The organism is Fibrella rubiginis (assembly GCF_017353185.1).
GTDB lineage: Bacteria > Bacteroidota > Bacteroidia > Cytophagales > Spirosomataceae > Fibrella > Fibrella rubiginis.
Genome location: NZ_JAFMYV010000009.1, coordinates 37740 through 57509, shown reverse-complemented (window position 1 = coordinate 57509; position 19770 = coordinate 37740). Strand labels below are relative to the sequence as shown.

Sequence of the window (19770 nt, the reverse complement as noted above, 5' to 3'; positions counted from 1 at the left end):
TTGCAAGATTGACAGAATTTTTAATTCATTTTCAACAGTAAAAGAGAATCCTGTCAATCTTGCAAATCCCTTTAATCCTGTCCAAAAAACACGCCTACTTACCCTTCAGACTCTTCAAATACGCGATGCTTTTTGGGATCTGCTCGAACTCTTTGTTACTTTCGTCTTCGATGTAGAAGTGTTTGATACCCACCCGGTTGGCCTCTTTGATAATGTTCGGAAAATCGGCCTGTCCCTGGCCAACAACCACATCGTTTTCGGCGGGAGTGCCGCCGGTCAGATCGCCCACCACGCCTTTCTTGAGGTCTTTTACGTGCATCAGTTTCCAGCGGCTACCGTATTTTTTCAGTAATGCCACCGGGTCGCCACCGCCGAAAACGGTCCAGAGCACGTCCATTTCAAAAGACACGTAGGCCGGGTTGGTGTGCTGAATGATGTAGTCGAGCAGGGTACCATCGCCGTATTTCTGAAATTCGTAGCCGTGGTCGTGGTAGCAGAAGGTGATGCCATTTTCCTTCATCACCTTACCGATAGCATTGAAATCGTCGACCGCTTTTTTGGCGTTTTCGATGGTGAAGTTGCCTTTCTGGTGCGGAATCCAGGCGCACATCAGGTAGGTGGCACCCAGGATTTTGGCCGTGGCGGCGGCCTCCTGCGGGTTTTTCACCAGTTGCTCATAGCCGCCCCCCGTCGAGGTGATTTTGATACCCCGTTCGTCGCAGGCTTTGCGGAATTCCTGAGGCGTCATGTCTTTTGTCGCGCCGCCTTCCAATTCAGTGAACCCCAGCGCTTTGATGGTGTCGAGCGTAGCCAGTGTTCCCTTTGGGAAGCTGTTGCGGAACGTGTACGCCTGTACGCCGAATGCGGCTTTGTAGAGCGGAGTACCCTGTTTCTGCCCAAACGACAGGGTAGCCGAGAGGAGTAAACAACCGGCAAGCATTCGTTTTTTCATGTGAGTAAGCGCTGTTGGCTATGTAGTCCAAACACAAAGCGCTATCGGCCACAAGCATACCTATCACCCGTTGTCTTTACCTTCCTTATGACCCGCTTAGCTACCCACTGCCTGCCGTTCTTAATTGCCGCCTTTGTTTGCCTGACGGCAACGGCGCAAACCACCGTCAACTGGAAAAAAGTGTCGGTACTGGTCTATACCAAAAACGGCAAGGGCTACGTCCACGACAACATTTCCGAAGCGAAGAAGGCCATTCAACGGATGGGAGCGCAACACGGTTTTCGCGTCGATACGTCGAGTAGTGCGACCATTTTTTCGGAAGACAACCTGCGGCGATACACGCTGCTTCTGTTCCTGAATACCAACAACGACGTGTTCGATACGGATGCGCAACGGCTTGTTTTCCGGCGGTATATCGAAGCCGGTGGGGGATTCGTAGGGGTGCATTCGGTATTGGGCACAGAGCGCAACTGGCCTTGGTTCAAGCAGTTACTGGGCGGCACCTTTGCCTGGCATCCTAAATTTCAACCCTTGAAGATGACGGTACTCGACAGCCATCATCCATCCATGCAGGGTCTGCCGGCAACCTGGAACAAGAGCGACGAATGTTATTTTATCAAGGAGATGACGCCCGGCCCCACGGTACTGCTGGCGCATAACCTGGCGGGCCTGAACCCCGACGAAACCGAAAAGATCACGGCCAACCGGGGTATGTTCACCAACCTCTATCCTGCCGCCTGGGCCTATGCCTACGACGGCGGCCACAGCTGGTGTACGACCCTGGGCCACGACAAAAAAGACTACACCGACCCTACCTACGTGAACCATCTGTTTCAGGGTATTCGCTTCGTAGCGGGCCAAGTCAAAATGGTCGATTTTAACCGCGCCTACGCCAATGGACGCGACGAAGCAGTGCGGTATTAGTTTGTCCGTCAGGTTTGCGTGCGTGCTTCGCCAGATGTGGCTTCGCATTACGCATGACCCCATCGGGGTCCAGTCTTTGTAGCAAGAGCATGTTATTGTGATTGTGGGATTCGACTCCAGCGGAGTCGCGTCTTAATAGGGTTTGACAGTTTACAAAGACGCGACTCCGCTGGAGTCGAATCCCACAATCACAATAACATGCTCTTGCTACAAAGACTGGACCCCGATGGGGTCATGAGTGACATAGCTTATTAACCAAAAAGGGCCTCTGCTACATAGCAGAGGCCCTTTTTTCTACAGAACCATGTGCCTTACAGCGACACGTACCCAAGCTGGAGCGCGTTGGGTTTGCCAGGACGCTTCAGTTCATAGGCTACCACCAACTGGTTGTTGATCACCAGCCCACTCGCGTTTTGCCCCTGCTCAGAATCGGCCAGCCATTTCGTTTCCGACGATTTCCCACCCCGGAACGTCCGATAAGCAATGGCCGACGTGGGCGTTTCGGTAGCACCCCGTACCTGATCCCAAAGCAGCACACCAGCACCTGGCACCTCAACCAACGAGGCGTTTTTGGCCGACGGCTCTTCGATCACGGCCAGCCGTTCACCCTGTTGCGTCACCACCCGCAGACCAGGGGTATTGTTGGTGGTGCCTGAATACCAGGCCACTAATGCCGAATTACCCATTTTAATGGCACTAGGGCCGCTGTGGGGACAACCGTTGATTTTCCAGTTGTCGGCGTAAATCGTTTTCGGCGATGAAAAAGTCAGGCCATTGTCGGTGGAAACCATGCGCGACATATCCCGAATGTCGTCGTTGTTGTCGCGGTAATACACGTTGAGCGCCCCGTTGGCATCGACCAGGAGGCCCACGTTGCAGCAATCACAGGCCACGGGGTCGATGATACGCTCCGGCTGAAATTGGCCGTTTTTGGTCACTACCAGCCGCAGGTTACGCTCTTCGTGTTTAGTACTGCCCGCTACGTCTTTTAGGTAGGCTATGGCCAGCTCACCATTGGGTAACACCGCCGCGTCGAAAAAGCCGCGGAGCAGGTTCGGCGTAGGGTCAGAGTCAACCGCTTTGGGGGCGGTCCAGGTCTGTCCGTTGTCTGTTGACGAACTAACCATGATCTGCGTCGTAGCGGGGCCACGGCTAGGCCGTCCGCCGCGTTCGCCGGTTGTGGCGGCAGGTTTTGGGGCTTCGGTGGGCTTCATATCGCCGTGGTTCATGCCCGCGTGGTTGTGCTCAGCCGGAGCAGGGGCGGCAGGGCTGGGCATGGCCGAGGTGGTCGCAGCAGGGGCAGTCTCAGTGCGAAGCACAAATACCGCCACCAGCGTACCGTTGGGTTGCACCAGAATGCGGGGCTTCATCAGACGACTATTACCGATGCCCTTGGCAGCATAAACGAGGCGTTTTTCCGAAAATGTTTTACCCCCGTCGGCAGAGAGTGCCGTATTAAACGACACCAGTCCGTCGGGGTCTTTTTCGGTCCATGACAGCAGCACCTGACCGGTTTTTGTCTGGGTCAGCACGGGCATCGCCACGGTGCGGGTATCATCGGCCACGAGTGGTTTGCCGGGGCGACAGTGGCCAGTCTGAGTCAGCAACACGAATGCAAACAGGAAACCTTGAACGAGACGCATAGAGGAAGCGGTTAGCGGTGAAAGCAAATTGATACCCCAAAGGTATTTCTTGTTTAGAACGATTCAAAATTAATGAGCTATTGACAAGCTCATCTTCTTATCTCTTTGCCGGGCGAACAAGGCAATGCCAAACAGAGAGCCTGACAGGCTAAGTCAGCTTAGTCTACTACGCAAAAACCCTCATCAGCGTTGGCCGATGAGGGTTTTTAACGTCATAAAACCAGCGGTTTAGCTGTTTACTACTTCGCCACCGTTCACATGGATTACTTGTCCCGTAAAATACGACGCATCTTCCGAGGCCAGGAAGACGTAGGCCGGGGCTAACTCAGCGGGTTGCCCCGGACGCCCCATTGGCACGTCCTTGCCAAAATCGGCCACTTCATCAGCAGCTTTCGTCGACACGATCAGCGGTGTCCAGATGGGACCGGGCGCCACGGCATTTACCCGAATGTTGCGATCAACCATATTCTGCGACAGCGACCGCGTGAATGAGGTAACGGCTCCTTTCGTAGCAGCATAGTCGACCAGCGTTTTGTTGCCTTTGTAGGATACAACCGAGGTGGTATTGACAATGCAATCAAACGCCTGCATGTGCGGCAGTACATTTTTGGTCAGGCGAAACATAGCCAGGATGTTGATCTCGAACGTATCGCGCATTTGCTCATCCGAAATACCCGCAAACTCCTTCTGCTCCACGTGGTTGGCCGCGTTGTTGACCAGAATATTGATTCGCTTGAATGTGCTCAGCACCTTACCTACGGCCTCACGGATGTAGGACAAACTCCGCAAATCACCGGGTAACAACAGGCACTTGCGCCCTTCGGCTTCCACGAGTCGTTTGGTTTCCTGAGCATCCTGCTCTTCGCGGGGGTGGTAGCTGATGGCTACGTCGGCTCCTTCGCGGGCAAAATGCACCGAAATGGCCCGGCCAATACCCGAATCGCCGCCGGTGATGAGAGCTACCTTGTTTAGTAATTTATCGGCCCCTTTGTAGCCATCCCGAATGTAGATTGGCTTAGGGTCCATTTCATGTTCCAGGCCCGGCTGCGCATCCTGGTGCTGCGGCTTGGCATCGATTTCCATTTGTTCCATTTCTATAAGGATTGTGGACGTTGGATAGTAGACGTTGGACAGGCACTGATCTTGTCTAGCGTCTTAATTCCAATATCCAGCGTTTTTTAGGCGTTGACAATGGTGCCACCGTTAGGATGCAACACGGCTCCGGTGACGTAAGAAGAGTCCTCACTGGCGAGGAAAACGTAGGCGGGGGCCACTTCTGACGGTTGACCGGGGCGTTTCATGGGTACGTCCTTGCCAAACATGGCTACCGTCTTGGCATCGAACGATGATGGAATCAGGGGTGTCCAGATGGGGCCGGGTGCTACGCCATTGACGCGAATTTTTTTCTCCGACAGGTTCTGCGACAGTGCCCGCGTAAACGTCATGATCGCCCCTTTCGTCGACGAGTAATCAATCAAGTCGGCGCGACCCTGGTAGGCTGTGATCGACGTGGTGTTGATGATGGCATCGCCTTCGTTCAGGTGATTCAAAGCCGCTCTGGTAATCCGGAACATCGAATAGATGTTCGTCTCGTAGGTCTTCAGCAAGTCTTCGTCGCGGATTTGCTCGAACTGCGCGTGGGGGTACTGGATACCCGCGTTGTTGACCAGAATGTTCAGCTTGCCAAACTGCCGGACGGTGTCGGCCACGATCTGTTCGCAGAACTTGGGATCTTTGATGTCACCGCTAAGGAGCAGGCAATCACGGCCTTCTGCTTCTACCAGGTCTTTGGTTTGCTGGGCATCTTTTTCTTCGGCGGGGGTGTAAACAATGGCTACGTCGGCTCCTTCGCGGGCAAAATGGATAGCCACTGCCCGACCAATACCCGAGTCGCCACCCGTGATCAGGGCTACTTTGTCTTTGAGTTTGTCAGCCCCCTTATACAGATGCCGAATGTATTTCGGCTCGGGGATCATCTTCGCCTCCAGCCCCGGCTGCGGGTCCTGGTGCTGCGGCAAAATCATATTTTCCATATACGTTGCGTTACGGCTCCTGCCGCATTGTTCTATGCGACGTAATCTTAAACCCGCACTGGTTGTTTTCAGAAATCTATTGAAATGGTAGATTGAACGATTCGCTTTTTGACAATTAGTTTATTGTCATCTTTTTTGACAAAAATTTCATTGTCAACTCATGCAACTGCTTCCCTTCAATTTCTCACAAGACCCCTACCTCGTACTTGATTTCACCGCCAACAACCCCGATTTAGCCACGCTGGACTTGACCAACATCGACACGTTTAATGACTACGTGTTTGGTAAAGTCCGGGCGGCGGGGGCCGTGGTGGGCGTGGGGGGCTATGACGAAGACCGGGTAGTATACCGCAACAGTCCGCACTTTACCCCCACTGGCGACGAACCCCGTACCATTCACCTTGGTATTGATTTCTGGGCTGTAGCCGGTACGCCCGTATTGACTCCCGTTGATGGAATAGTGCATAGCTTTGCCGATAACGCCCGCTACGCCGATTATGGCCCCACAATTATTCTGGAACACAACACCGAGGGTTTCCCACGGTATAGTCTTTATGGGCATTTATCTCGCGCCACACTAACCGATCTGTATGAAGGAAAACCGTTTCAGGCGGGTGAGAAACTAGCCGAATTTGGCCCCTACCCCGAAAACGGCGACTGGCCTCCACACCTTCATTTTCAACTCATGCACGACATGCTCGGCCTGCGCGGCGACTTCCCCGGCGTGTGCCGCCCATCGGAACGCAACGAGTGGCTGAGCCGGTGCCCGAATCCTAACAAGTGGCTGATGATTAATGGTTTACAGGCGTAAATATAGGCTTCGCTTGCTAGAGGCTATGCGCTCTAGCAAGCGAAGCTACCCAGCAGGAAGCTGGGCTATTAGGCCAGGTTAACCCATGCCAAATCAAGCTTGTCAAGCTCAATATAAAATGAACCAGAACAAACGTTTCCTGCTTATTGTCGGGCTGTTGCTGGTGGCGATCTGGGGTATTGGCACCTATTTCGGTACGCCCCGGCCACCGCACCAACGGCCACCGGGAGCGACCTCACCAGGTGGGCGGCGTGTGATCAGGACGGATGCCGACTGGAAAGCGCAACTTTCACGGGCACAGTATGCCGTGCTGCGCGAAAGCAACACCGAATGGCCCAACAGCAGCGACCTTACCCACGAAAAAAGGCCGGGCGTTTATGTTTGCGCCGGTTGCCACAACCCCCTGTTTTCCTCAAAAGCCAAGTTTGAATCCAATACGGGCTGGCCCAGTTTCTTTGCCCCCATCGTAACCAACGCCACCTATACCGAACCAGACGGCAACCGCACCGAAATACGTTGTGCCGTGTGCGACGGGCATCTAGGCCACGTCTTCCCCGACGGCCCCGAACCCACGGGGTTACGTTATTGCATCAACGGCGATGCCCTGCTATTTCAGCCAGATTAACCAGTCGGGCAAGGATATGATTACCGTTCCTTAAGTATTTTCTATAAGTGTTCGGACTACGGTCGTAGTATTGGATTTTGTTTAACAAAAGTTCAACAAAATCCAACAAGAGCTTTATGCGCACTACACTATGTACCTGTTCTGGCCTACTTATCAGCCGATTATCTGGCCTTATCCTGTTAGTTGGCCTGCTGGCACAAACAACACTGTACGGGCAGAGTATTACCATTCGTTACCCGGCCAACTCGGGGGTCATCAACATCAAAGAAGCACCATACAACGCCAAAGGCGACGGCGTTACCGACGATTACGCGGCTATCCAGCAAGCATTAACTGACAGCAAAGACGACAAACGCCGGACGATTTTTTTCCCGAAGGGAACCTACATGATTTCCAATACCCTGGATTGGGGCGATCCCTGGCGTTTTACCCGCATCATTGGCGAAAATCATGACGAGTGTGTCATCCGGCTCTTCGACAACCTGCCTGCTTATCAGGATAAGAACAATCCTAAAGCCATGGTTTACACCGGTCCAGACCCGGCGCAACGGTTTTTCAACTCGATCCGTAACCTGACCTTCCACACCGGCAGCGGCAACCCCGGCACGGCGGCGGTACGTTTTCATGCCAGTAACGAAGGCTCTATTGAAGATGTCGACATTGTGTCGGGCGACGGGCAGGGCGTACGTGGGCTTGATTTGCAGTTTTCGGGCGAAATCGGGCCGCTTTACGTCAAAAACGTATATGTGAAAGGGTTTGACTATGGGGTGGACGTTAACGCGCTCAACAGCGTGACCATCAAGAACCTGATGCTGGAAAACCAGAACATCATTGGCATCCGAAACCTCAACAACCAGCTCTTCGTCGATGGGCTGACCAGCACGCAGACCAAAGCCCCAGCCTTCACCAGTCAGAACGGGTCGGCGGTGCTGATCAATGCAACACTGACTGGCCCTGGCTCAACTACGCAGACGGCCATTCGAACCAACGGTATTTATGTCCGTAACATCCGCACCTCGGGCTACGCTCGTGCCTTAACGAACCTGGGCGGCACCAGCCCTACGGGCAACAACCTATCTGAATACCAGAACGTTGGCTTACAATCACAATTTGGTGGGTCAATTAGTACGTCGTTGAAACTGCCTGTGCGGCAAACGCCCGTAGTGCCCTGGGGCGACCCCGACTCACCGGCTTCATGGGCCAACGTGATGGACTACGGTGCCCGTGGCGATGGCACCATTAACGACGTGCTGGCGGTGCAGCGAGCTATCGACTCCGGGGCAGAGACGGTCTATTTTCCGAATGGGCGGCGGTATTATCTGGCCGGAAAGATCTACGTGAAAGCCACCACGCGGCGCATTACCGGGGCTGGCCTGGCAACGGTAGAAGGGGGTGGGCAGTTTGTGGTCACGACAGGATCAAACCCCCTGATCATTCAGGATCTAATCGGCGGCACTAACAACTCAACGGCGAGTGTCTACCATGCCGGGCCGCGTACACTCATCATGAAAAATCTGGCATTACCCTATGCCAGCGCGGGTTGCGGAGCCGGCGACGTCTATATGGAAGACGTGGCCGTGGGGCAGTGCCACTTCAACGGGCAACAGGTCTGGGCCTGGCAGTTCAACGCAGAGGGCGATGGTCAGTTGGTTAAAAACACAGGCGGCGACTTGTGGATCTTTGGCATGAAAACGGAAGGGCAAGGCCCCATCCTAACCACTGAGAGTAAAGGCCGCACCGAACTGTTGGGCTACACCAACTACTCAGGTTCGCCCGATCCGGGTACGCCCATCTTCGTCATCAACGAAGCCGCCGCCTCGTTTGCTGTCATGTATGAGGTGAATTTTTCGGGGCAGACATTCAATCAGATGGTGCGCGAAACGCGCGACGGCGTTACCAAAACACTAACGGCGGCCACCTCATCGCGCTTCATCGGACTGTATGCCGGGTCGCCCTCACCAGCCCCTTCATCGGCTACCTGCGCCGCGCCCCTAACGGCGTTTATTACCTACCCCCGCAACAAAGATGTGTTTGTGGAAGGCCCCCGCCAGATCGAGGTGCAGGCCTTTGGCTCCCAGAAAAGTATCTCGAAGGTCGAGTATTTTGTCAATGGTCGTCGGGTGGGACAGGACGGCTCTTCCCCGTATTCAATAACAACAACGCTGGTGCCAGGCGACAGCGTACTGGTTGTGAAGGCCACCAACGGCCTTGGCGAGGTGGTCACAGCAGAGAGTGTGCGGATCACGACGCTTTCGCAGCCTACCTGCGCAATGGGCAAAGGTGCCTACTGGGAGAAATGGAACGACCCCGCCGACTATAACCTGAACAGCATCCCGATCAACCGGGCACCCGACGTGGTAGAGATTTTACCAAAAGCAGAGTTCATCAACTACGACGGCAACACGCCAGGGTCATCTATATCGGGGGTTTTAAAAGGGTTTCTATGTCCGCCACAGACGGGTCTGTACACATTCTATGCTGCCGCCAACGAAAAGTCGCGGCTGTGGGTAAGCCCCACGGTCCACCCTGCCGACAAGGTGTTTGTGGCGGCGGGAGGCTACAACGGCAATCCGTTTGAAGATTATCGATGGACCCAGAACCCCGGTCAGGAATCGGCCCCAATCAGCCTGGAACAGGGTAAGCTCTATTATTTTGAGTCAACGCTGATCATGAACGATGGGGAACCGATCTACGTGGGTGTGGGCTGGAAACTGCCCGACGGCACCTTCCAGCGACCCATTTTGGGCACAAACATCATTAACCTGCAAAACCTGCTGCCTGGCAAAAGCCAGTATTACGAGGCAGAACTGGCCGTCTTGACGGGTGTGGAAACGGCCACGTCGGCCAATGGCTTCACCGGAACGGCCTACGAGCGGTTTGACAGCAATAATAACGACAATATTTTGTGGACGGTGAACGTAGCCCAGGCTGGTACATACCCGGTTAACTTCCGCTATTCGCTGGGTGGCACCACCACCCGGTCGCCGCAGGTGCGAGTCAATGGGCAGGTGATTACCAACATAGCTTTTGCGCCAACAGGCAGTGCCAGTACCTGGGCCAACGCGCAGCTTATGGTGGCGTTGCAGGCGGGTACGAACACCATTCAACTAAAAGCGGTTGGCACGGGTGGCCCCAATCTAGACCACCTGCGCATTGATGCCCCCCTGCCGGCATCGGGGGGCCGCCAGGGTGTTTCGAGCGAACTTCCCGCCGAGGCCCTGTTGGTGTATCCTAATCCGGCCCACGACCAAATCAATATCAGGTACGTGTCCCAGGAAGCGGGTGATGTCCAGATCAGCCTAATGGATTTATCGGGCCGCGAGGTGATGCATCTGGGCCGACGTGCCGAAGCGGGCGTCAACACTTGGGGCGTGTCGGTAAACGATGTGACCACTGGCCTCTACCTGGTGCGTGTTGGTGATGCGAGGCGTCAGCAACTCTCGCGGGTCATGGTGAGCCGATAGTGAAAACCCAGCTGCTTAAACGGGCAACGCCCCCCGGTCACCCTGCGAGATACCACTTCGCAGGGTGACCGGGGGGCGTTGCCCGTTTAAGCAGCTGGGTTTTGCGTCAACTCAATCCCTCAGGCTGCTCAGGTACGTCTTGTTGCCGTTCTTGTTGATGTAGTACTTGCCGCCACGGGGACCGGTCATCACCTGCTCTCCGTTAGGCCCTTTCATGCTCCGGTCAACGGGGGCTTTATAATCGGCGGGAGTGGCTTTTGTCTCGGTTTTGGGTGATGCCTTCGCCGACTTGTTGTCGGCTTTCGCTTCCATCTTCTCGGTTTTGGTTGTCTTCGTCTTCGTAGTGGTTGTTGCTACAGCACCGGCATCCATCTTCGATTTGGCATCCATTTTGGCAGCCTTCTTGTCGGCCGCGGTCATCTTGCTATCGTCAGCGGCTTTAGCATCTTTCTTGGCTTCTTTGGCGGCCTTTTTGTCAGCCTTAGCCTGGTCTTTAGCCATTTTCGCAGCGTCTTTATCGGCCGTCGTTGTGGCTGTTTTCTCCGCGTCTTTGGCAGCCTTCTTATCAGCCTTAGCCTGGGCTTTAGCCGCTTTCGCCGCAGCCTTGTCGGCATCAGCGTTTGTCGTATTAGTCGACGTTGACTTCTCCGTTTTGGTCTTTTTGACCTTCGCTGTACTTGTTTGGGCCGTTTGAGCCGTCTGCGCCGGGGCTGCAAAAGCGATTAAAAGGCCAAGAAACAGGGTGAGTACTGCAATGGGCTTTTTCATGGAAATCGGTTTGGTAAGTGGTTAAGAAATCTGGTTTCGGTACTTCGACGGAAAAGTGGATTAAAAGTCGCAGGAAAACAACGCATTAAGGGAAATTTAAGGGTGAAGAAGTTCAACGTCTAAAGGCCAAGGGCCAAGCTTACTCCGTCAGACATGGGCGAAGCAACCTTGGACTTTAGCCGTTGAACTCCTTCACCCTTCCCCCCTTTTTCGTATCTTTACGTAGTAGAATCACCTGCCGTATGCTGTCAGAAAAACAAGCCAACGCCACCGCGCAACCCACCCGACAAGACCCCGTTTCGTACCTCAAGCGCTACTACGGCTACGACCGCTTCCGGCCTATGCAGGAAGCTGTTATTCAGTCGATTACAAGCGGGCGGGATACGGTCGTATTGATGCCGACGGGAGGTGGCAAATCGGTTTGTTTTCAGGTGCCCGCGCTCATGATGCCCGGCCTATGCGTGGTGGTCTCGCCCCTGATTGCACTGATGAAAGATCAGGTGGAGGCCCTGCACCTCAACGGCATCGCGGCAGCCTACATCAACTCGTCGCAGGGGGCCAAAGAGTGGCGCGAAGTGGAAGCCAACTGTCGGCAGGGTAAGATTAAACTGCTGTACGTTTCGCCCGAAAAGCTGCTGTCTGATTCGTTCTACACCTTTCTCAACAGCCTTCAACTCTCCATGTTTGCCATCGACGAGGCGCACTGTATTTCGTCGTGGGGGCATGATTTCCGGCCTGAATACACCCAACTGAATCAGTTGCGGAGGTGGTTTCCGCAGGTGCCCATCATTGCCCTCACCGCCACCGCCGACCGGCTTACCCGCCTCGACATCGCGCAACGCCTCGATATGCACGACCCGGCGGTGTTTATCGACTCATTCAACCGCACCAACCTGAGCCTGCAAGTGCTGCCCGGCAACAATCGTATCGGACAGATTGTGAAGCTGTTACAGCAAAAACCCGATACCTCCGGCATCATCTATTGCCTCAGCCGCAAGTCGTGCGAAACGCTGGCGGCGAAGCTGATGGAGAAAGGATTTTCGGCGGCGTTTTACCACGCGGGCATGGACTCTTCGGAACGGGGGCGGATTCAGGAGGCGTTTCTCCGCGACGACGTCAGGATCATGTGCGCTACCATCGCCTTCGGCATGGGCATCGACAAGAGCAATGTGCGGTGGGTGATGCACTACAACATGCCCAAAAACATTGAGGGCTATTACCAGGAAATCGGCCGCGCCGGTCGCGATGGGCTGCCCTCGCAAACGGTGCTGTTCTACAGTTTCGCCGACGTGGCCACCTACACGCAGATGCTCACCGAAAACAAGCCCGCCAACCTCGATTTGCAGTTGGCGAAGCTGGAACGGATGAAGCAATACGCCGAAGCCAACACCTGTCGGCGGCAGATTCTGCTGTCGTATTTCTCGGAAGAACTGCCCGAACCCTGCGGCAACTGCGACGTGTGCCGCAACCCCCGCGTCACCTTCGATGCTACGGTTTTGGCTCAGAAAGCCCTATCGGCCATCATCCGGCTTGATGGACGTGTGCCCATGAATACCCTCATCGACGTGCTGCGCGGGTCGCGGTCGGCCACGGTGCTCTCGAACGGATATGACAAAATAAAAACCTACGGGGCTGGTGCCGATCTGCGGTTTGAAGACTGGCGCAGCTATCTCCACCAACTTATCAACATCGGCGTGATTGAGGTGGCTTACGAGAATCATTACGCCCTGCGGCCCGGTATTCTGGCGAAAGATATTCTGCATAACGGCAAAACCATTAGCCTGGTCCGGCCCGACGATGCACCCAAGCCGGTGGTGGCCGAAAAGGCACCCCGCGCCCGCACCGAAGCCACACGGGATGCCCTGTTCGAGAAACTTCGCGCCCTGCGCAAACGCCTTGCCGACGAGCAGAACGTGCCGCCCTACGTGGTCTTCACCGACTCAACGCTGGAAGATATGGCCCGGCAGCGCCCCACCACACCCGAAGCCCTCCGCAACGTATCGGGGGTGGGCGAACGCAAGCTGGAGATGTTTGGCAAGGTGTTCCTGGCCGAAATCGTGGAGTTTGTGATGGGTAAGGTGAGCGTAGGCGAAAAACCCAAAGGCTCCACTCAGCTTGTGACGTTCGAGTATTATAACAAGGGTATGAGCATTGAGGAAATATCGCAGGCGCGGCAGCTTGGCCCGTCGAGCGTGGCCAACCACCTGATTCAACTGAGTCAGGCGGGGTATGACATTGACCTGGAAACGCTGATCACCCCCGCCGAACGCCGTGAAGTAGAAGCCGCTATTGCCGTAGTGGGTCTGGAAGAAAACCGCACCAAACCCATCTACGACCACCTGGCAGGCCGCTACGATTATGGCAAGATTAATTTGACCATTGCGCTCATGCGGCAGTAGTCGTGACTAGCCGGCAAACAGGGTTCGCTATGCAACAAATAACACCATCGCTCTACCAGATTTCGCTGGGGGCTGTCAATGTGTTTGTGATCAAAGACAACGGGTTAACCTTGGTTGATACGGGCTATACCGGCAGCATGGACAAGATCTTCGCGGCCATTCGGAAGGGAGGTGAACAGCCAGAAGCGATCAAACAAATCATCCTGACCCACGCCCACCCCGATCATGCGGGTAGTGCGGCGTCTATCAAAAACAAATTGGGTATCCCGTTGCTGGCGCATACGCAGGATGCTGTATTGGTAGAACAAGGCGTTGGCGGACGGTCGCCCAGAATACTATCGCCGGATATTATTAACTGGCTCATATTCAACCTGTTCATAAAAAACATCAGTAATACAATCGAGGCCGTTTCCGTAGATCAGTTACTCCATCACAGCGAGGTACTTCCCCTTGCTGGCGGGCTTCAGGTGTTGCATACACCCGGCCACAGCGCAGGCCACATTGCGCTGTTACTACATAAAGAAGGAGTCCTGATTGCGGGTGATCTCTGCGCCAACGTTGCTGGCCTTGGTTTAAGCCCCGTCTACGAAGACAGAGATTTGGGTATTGAAAGCATTCTGGCCGTTTCCGAACTTGATTTTGACAAAGCCGTTTTTGGTCATGGCAGACTGTTGAAAGGGCAAGCCAATCACAAACTAAAAGACACGTTCACGGCTGTCCGGGATAAACTTATGTAAACTGCTAAACAGGGTTTAAAATGAACTTCAACCTACCTTCCTGAGTTATATGCCCAAATCCGCCCTTCTCACCGGGGGCGGATTTGTTGTTCTATATCAATCTATTAAGTCGATAGATTATTAGCACTAAAGCGTTAGACTTAACACCATATACCATGACTCACAACCAACAAACCGCAGCACCTGGCACTGAACAGTATTCATCTCATTTGCTGGCTGATCCAACTTCAGATTTATTACTGGAAGAGCCTACTGATGCTCCGCTGAACCCGTACGCGCGGGTGTTTGTGGTGAGCTGGCTGCTGGGCACACTCATCGCGGTAGGTGTTCCTTACCTGTTTCAGTAGTACAATTGGGTGAATATTCTGACTTTAAATTAGAATACAGCTTATTTTCCTGACAGTCAGCGATTTGTCTGGCCTATTCAGCATTAGGCTGGCAACGTCAACTTACTTTTTTTCCATCTTTACAAATCAGTTGGCTAGTTAGTCAACTAACCGAATTTACCTCCTAACTCAACGCTTATGATCACATTGCTACGTACCCATCGGGGTAGGTCCGTTACCTGGTGTATCCTCACCATCGCCCTCTTTTTCGTCTGCCAAACGGCCTTCGCCCAAACGCCCCTCACCGGCACCGTGACCGATGGTACGTCCGGCGAAACACTGGCAGGGGCCACCATTCAGGTGAAAGGCACCACCGTTGGGGCCACCACCGATAGTCAGGGACAGTATCGGCTCAACGTGCCTGCCGGCGGCACTACCCTCGTTTTCTCATTTATTGGTTATCAGCCACTCGAAATCGCCATTGGTAATCGCGCGGTAGTCGATGCCAAACTCACGGCTTCAGACAATGCGCTGAGTGAAGTGGTCGTGGTGGGCTATGGGGTGCAAAACCGGCGCGACGTGACCACGGCCATTGGCTCGGTGCGGGCACGGGACCTGGCCAACCAGCCGGTATCGAGTTTCGATCAGGCCCTGGCGGCCAAAATTGCCGGGGTACAGGTAGTACAAACGTCGGGGGCACCGGGTGCGGCCCTGTCGGTAAAAGTGCGGGGAACGGGGTCCATCAGCGCGGGCAACGATCCGCTCTACGTGATTGACGGCATCCCCCTTTCGCGCGACACCAAATTCGCCACCGGCAGCACCAGCACGCAGTTTCCCGACAACCCGATCAACGTACTCAGCACGCTCAATACCGATGATATCGAGAGCATCGAAGTGCTGAAAGATGCCTCAGCCGCCGCCATCTACGGGTCGCGCGGCTCAAACGGCGTGGTGCTGCTGACTACTAAACGGGGCAAGGAAGGCAAGACCCTAATCAGCTACGATGGCTACGTGGGGGTGCAGCAGGTGACCAAAAAGCTGGACCTGCTCAACGCTTATGAATACGCCACGCTCAACGCCGAAGGCCGCAACAACGCCTACCTGGACCGTAACCCCACCGGCAAAATCACCGACCCAACGTCAGTGCGGGAGAAGCTGGCAGGTGCACCCAGCACCGTCATTCCGCCGCAGATTGTACCGTACCTGAACAACACGCCCGGCCTGACTGATACCGACTGGCAGGACGCCATTTTCCGGTCGGCACCCATCCAAAACCATACCCTGTCTATTTCGGGCGGGAAGGATAACGTGCGTTTCTACGTGTCAGGTAACTATCTCGACCAACGGGGCGTGGTAATCAATTCGGGCTTTAAACGCTACAGTGCCCGCGCCAACGTCGACATCAAAAGCGGGCGGCTGTCGGTGGGGGTAAATTTGAACCCAACCTATGCCCAGCACGACCTCATCAAAGGGGAAGGCCCCTACCTCGGCGAGGGCGTGGTGGGGCTGGCACTTCAGATTCCGCCTATCTGGCCTGTTTACAACGCCGACGGCTCGTATAATTTCGACGGCAACGGCTGGGGGTATGGTACCACGTCACTGCTAAATCCGGTGGCCATTGCTAAAGAGGTAAGCGACAAGCTGAGCCAACTGCGGCTGCTGAGCAATGCCTACGCACAGTATGACATCACGAAAGGGCTGTCGTACCGGCTCAACGTGGGGGTAGACATCAACAGTTTCCAGCGCGATTATTTCCGCCCTTCGATCCTCGAAATCCGCGATGCCAAAGGTCCCTCCGTGCCCACGGGCTTTTCGCGGGCGCAGCAGTTTGTAAACTGGCTCGTGGAGAATACGCTGAACTACAACCACAGCTTCGGGCTGCACAACATCTCGGCCCTGGCGGGGTTCACGGCGCAGAAAGACCGGCGGCGGGCCAACGAACTCACTGCCACCAACTTCCCCAACGACCTGGTGCAGACACTCAACGCCGGGCAGGTCACGTCGGGCAGTTCCGACTTGCAGGAATGGTCGCTGCTGTCGTATCTGGGTCGGGTGCAGTATGACTACAACGGCAAATACCTGCTCTCGGCGGCGGTACGGGCCGACGGGTCGTCGCGCTTTGGGGCGGCCAATCGATACGGTTATTTCCCCTCGGTGTCGGCGGGCTGGAATGTTTCGCAGGAATCCTTTCTGAAAGGCGCGACCTGGCTCAGTGACCTGAAAATTCGGGCGTCGTACGGGTTGACGGGTAATTTCCAGATTCCGAACTACGGCTCGGTGAGTTTGCTCAACTACCAAAACTACGTGCTCGGTGCCGAAAGCATCGTGAGCGGACTGGCCCCCGGCAACTCGGCCAACCCCAACCTGCGCTGGGAAAAAACGGCCATGCTCGACGTAGGTTTCGACGCCAACTTCTTCCGCAACCGCCTCAGCCTGAGCGTCGATTATTACAACGCCAACACCTCTGATCTGTTGCTGAACGTACCCGTACCCCGCGCATCGGGCTTTAGCACCGAGTTGCAGAATATTGGCAAAGTGAACAACCAGGGCATTGAACTAACCCTGGGTACGCGGCAGACATTCGGGAAAGTGGGCTGGACGGTAAACGCCAACATCGCCGCTAACCGCAACAAAGTACGCGCCCTCGGCCCCACCGGCGACCCCATCATCGTGTCGGGCGGGGTGGCTGGTGCACAGTTCATCACCCGCATCGGCGAACCCATTGGGCAGTACTGGACCATGCAGTATGACGGGGTGTTTAAAACCCAGGCCGAGGTAGATGCCTACCCGCACACGGCCACGACCAGGCCCGGCGATTTTCGGTTTATCGACACCAACGGCGACAAGAAAATTGACTTCAGCAGCGACCGGACGGTGACGGGTAGCTACTTCCCAAAATTCACGTTTGGTTTCAATACCAGTCTCACCTTTGCGGGCTTCGATCTGGGCGCTACGGTGCAGGGGTCGCAGGGCAGCAAGATCCTGAACCTGATTCGCCGCTATATCTACAACGAAGAAGGCAACGGCAACCAGTTCCGGGGCGCATTGAACCGCTGGCAGTCGGAAGCCAGCCCCGGCGACGGGCTGCATAACCGCGCCAACCGCCTGCAAACGGGATCGAACGGTGAGATTTCAACCTGGCATATCGAAGACGGGTCGTATGTCCGCATCCGCACGCTGACGCTGGGTTACACCTTGCCCACCCCCCTGCTCAGCACCCTGCACCTGACCCGCGCCCGCCTGTATGTGACGGCCCAAAACCCGTTCACCTTCACGAAATACACCGGATTCAATCCCGAAGTGAGCAGCCGCCCCGACAGCGCGCTGTCGCCCGGCGAAGACTACGGCACCTACCCCCTGCCCCGCACCACGTCGGTGGGGGTTAATTTGAGTTTTTAGGGGGGGGTCATGCGGACTAGCCCACCGTGGTTGCTCGGCGGGTTGTTGTCGCCCGGTTAGCCGTTGTCGCTCGGCTCCAGCCGAGTGACAACGGCTAAGTTAATGCCTAGCCCATTGCTCACTCCCGAAGCTGGAGCTTCGGTGCTACAGTGTCACCCTGAGCCTGTCGAAGGGCTTAGAGCGCGAAGCCACACTACAGCGCGTAGCTTCACAGCGCTCACCAAGGAAGTAAAACAACTGATAATCAGTCATAAAACACAGCTAACTTTAATGAAAACGATACCCTTTCGCCTCCTGATTCTCCCACTCTGGGTGCTTGGCGGGCTGTCGTGCCAGAGCAATTTTCTGGACCTGACACCCCAGTCGCAGCCCAACGCGGCCAACTTCTACCGCACCGCCAACGATTTCGGCAACGCCGCAACGGGGGCGTATGATGCCCTGCAGAGCAGCAACCAGTACGGCGGGGATTTCAACACGCTGATCGAAGCCCGGAGCGATAATTTCTTCGACAACGACCCGTCGTCTAACGCGGGTTTGCGTTACAACATCGACCGGTTCATCGAGCCGACCACCAACACCATTCTGCGCGACACCTGGGGCAGTTTGTACGCGGGCATCAACCGCACGAACCTCATTCTCGACAAGATCGACGCGGTTGATTTCGACGCTACGCTGAAGGCCCGCTACAAGGGCGAAGCGCAGTTTATCCGGGCACTCTCCTACTTCAACCTGGTGCGGCTGTGGGGTAGTGTGCCGCTGGTCTTGACGGCTGGTACCACGGCAGATGCCCGGCAGTATACCCGGAATTCGGTGGCTGATATTTACGCCGCCATCGAAAAAGACCTGATCGCGGCAGGCACCAATTTGCCCGTTAGCTATACGGGCACCAACATTGGCCGGGCCACGTCGGGTGCGGCAAAGGGACTGCTGGGCAAGGTGTATCTGACCGAAAAGAAATACGCCGAAGCCGTAGCCGTGTTGCGCGACGTAGTCAACGCGGGCACCTACAAACTGCTGGCTAACCCCGGCGATCCGTTTTTGGTGACGAACAAGAATAACGCGGAGATTCTGTTTGCGGTGAAATACAAAAAAGGCGGTCTGGAAGGCCACAGCCTCTGGTACGGCACTAACATCGGCAATAACATAGAGCCAACGCTGCAAGCTGCCTACCCGGCGGGCGACAAACGACTGGCGCTGATACAGCAGGTGCCTGTGCCGAACAATGTGAACGTGGTGCCCCGTAAGTTCTACGACGAGTTCTCATCGGCCAACGACGTGGGCAACGATTTCCCGGTGCTGCGTTATGCCGATGTGCTGCTTATGTATGCCGAAGCCCTGAACGAAGTGGGCTACACCGCTACTGGTGAAGCGTTTACCTCGCTCAACGCAATCCGGACGCGGGCGAGTGCTCCTGCCTACACGGCGGCACAACTGGCTTCACAAGCCGCTTTCCGCACGGCAGTAATCAACGAACGGCGACTGGAACTGGCCCTGGAAAACGACCGTTGGTTCGACCTTATCCGTACCGGTACGGCCATTGATGCGCTGAAAGCCGTGAACATCACCGTGCCCCCCAACCGCCTGATTTACCCCATTCCACAGGCCGAAATAGACGCGTATAACAACCCAGCCACGTTCCCGCAAAATCCGGGTTATTAGCTCGTAGGTGTTGTTGCCCTATGAGGATGG

Annotated in this window: 14 protein-coding genes; 9 read left to right on the top strand and 5 right to left on the bottom strand. The window is 55.3% G+C overall.

Features of this window, described 5'->3' with window-relative positions:
* Positions 1 to 94 precede the first annotated feature (94 nt).
* On the bottom strand, positions 95 to 952 hold the full coding sequence (locus tag J2I47_RS17230) for a sugar phosphate isomerase/epimerase family protein (RefSeq protein ID WP_207365838.1): 858 nt from the start codon (positions 950 to 952) through the stop codon (positions 95 to 97).
* A gap of 87 nt (positions 953 to 1039) precedes the next feature.
* Here J2I47_RS17230 and J2I47_RS17225 point away from each other — a divergent pair, with 87 nt between their 5' ends.
* Entirely contained in the window at positions 1040 to 1876 is an 837-nt protein-coding gene (locus J2I47_RS17225; RefSeq protein WP_207365837.1) for a ThuA domain-containing protein, read from the top strand.
* A gap of 311 nt (positions 1877 to 2187) precedes the next feature.
* Here the strand turns inward: J2I47_RS17225 and J2I47_RS17220 are convergent, their stop codons facing one another.
* The 3 genes from J2I47_RS17220 to J2I47_RS17210 all read right to left on the bottom strand — a co-directional run bounded on the left by J2I47_RS17220 (position 2188) and on the right by J2I47_RS17210 (position 5552).
* Positions 2188 to 3519, bottom strand: a complete 1332-nt coding sequence (locus J2I47_RS17220; protein ID WP_207365836.1) for a sialidase family protein — start codon at positions 3517 to 3519, stop codon at positions 2188 to 2190.
* Positions 3520 to 3747: 228 nt separating this feature from the next.
* Positions 3748 to 4611: an SDR family oxidoreductase gene (locus J2I47_RS17215; protein WP_207365835.1), complete on the bottom strand. Its 864-nt coding sequence runs from the start codon at positions 4609 to 4611 to the stop codon at positions 3748 to 3750.
* Between the two features lie 86 nt (positions 4612 to 4697).
* Complete coding sequence (locus J2I47_RS17210; RefSeq protein ID WP_207365834.1) at positions 4698 to 5552, bottom strand: SDR family oxidoreductase; 855 nt, start codon at positions 5550 to 5552, stop codon at positions 4698 to 4700.
* A gap of 160 nt (positions 5553 to 5712) precedes the next feature.
* Here J2I47_RS17210 and J2I47_RS17205 point away from each other — a divergent pair, with 160 nt between their 5' ends.
* From J2I47_RS17205 to J2I47_RS17195, 3 genes are all read left to right on the top strand, one after another.
* A complete protein-coding gene (locus J2I47_RS17205; protein ID WP_207365833.1) occupies positions 5713 to 6363 on the top strand; it encodes a peptidoglycan DD-metalloendopeptidase family protein in 651 nt (216 codons plus the stop codon).
* Between the two features lie 118 nt (positions 6364 to 6481).
* The gene (gene msrB, locus J2I47_RS17200) at positions 6482 to 6988 is read left to right on the top strand and encodes a peptide-methionine (R)-S-oxide reductase MsrB (protein ID WP_207365832.1); all 507 of its coding nucleotides are present in this window, start codon (positions 6482 to 6484) and stop codon (positions 6986 to 6988) included.
* A gap of 116 nt (positions 6989 to 7104) precedes the next feature.
* The gene (locus tag J2I47_RS17195; protein WP_207365831.1) at positions 7105 to 10452 is read left to right on the top strand and encodes a glycosyl hydrolase family 28-related protein; all 3348 of its coding nucleotides are present in this window, start codon (positions 7105 to 7107) and stop codon (positions 10450 to 10452) included.
* A gap of 111 nt (positions 10453 to 10563) precedes the next feature.
* On the opposite strand, the gene J2I47_RS17190 is transcribed toward J2I47_RS17195, so the two are convergent.
* Positions 10564 to 11220, bottom strand: coding sequence for a hypothetical protein (locus tag J2I47_RS17190; protein ID WP_207365830.1), 657 nt, complete (start codon positions 11218 to 11220; stop codon positions 10564 to 10566).
* A gap of 242 nt (positions 11221 to 11462) precedes the next feature.
* On the opposite strand from J2I47_RS17190, the gene recQ reads away from it, so the two are divergent.
* The 5 genes from recQ (at position 11463) to J2I47_RS17165 (ending at position 19740) form a co-directional block, all read left to right on the top strand.
* Positions 11463 to 13619, top strand: a complete 2157-nt coding sequence (gene recQ / locus J2I47_RS17185) for a DNA helicase RecQ (protein WP_207365829.1) — start codon at positions 11463 to 11465, stop codon at positions 13617 to 13619.
* Between the two features lie 29 nt (positions 13620 to 13648).
* Complete coding sequence (locus J2I47_RS17180) at positions 13649 to 14356, top strand: MBL fold metallo-hydrolase (RefSeq protein ID WP_207365828.1); 708 nt, start codon at positions 13649 to 13651, stop codon at positions 14354 to 14356.
* A 155-nt stretch (positions 14357 to 14511) separates the two neighbouring features.
* Entirely contained in the window at positions 14512 to 14703 is a 192-nt protein-coding gene (locus tag J2I47_RS17175; RefSeq protein WP_207365827.1) for a hypothetical protein, read from the top strand.
* Positions 14704 to 14880: 177 nt separating this feature from the next.
* Complete coding sequence (locus tag J2I47_RS17170; protein ID WP_207365826.1) at positions 14881 to 18081, top strand: SusC/RagA family TonB-linked outer membrane protein; 3201 nt, start codon at positions 14881 to 14883, stop codon at positions 18079 to 18081.
* A 270-nt stretch (positions 18082 to 18351) separates the two neighbouring features.
* Entirely contained in the window at positions 18352 to 19740 is a 1389-nt protein-coding gene (locus tag J2I47_RS17165) for a RagB/SusD family nutrient uptake outer membrane protein (RefSeq protein WP_207365825.1), read from the top strand.
* The last annotated feature ends 30 nt before the right edge of the window (positions 19741 to 19770 follow it).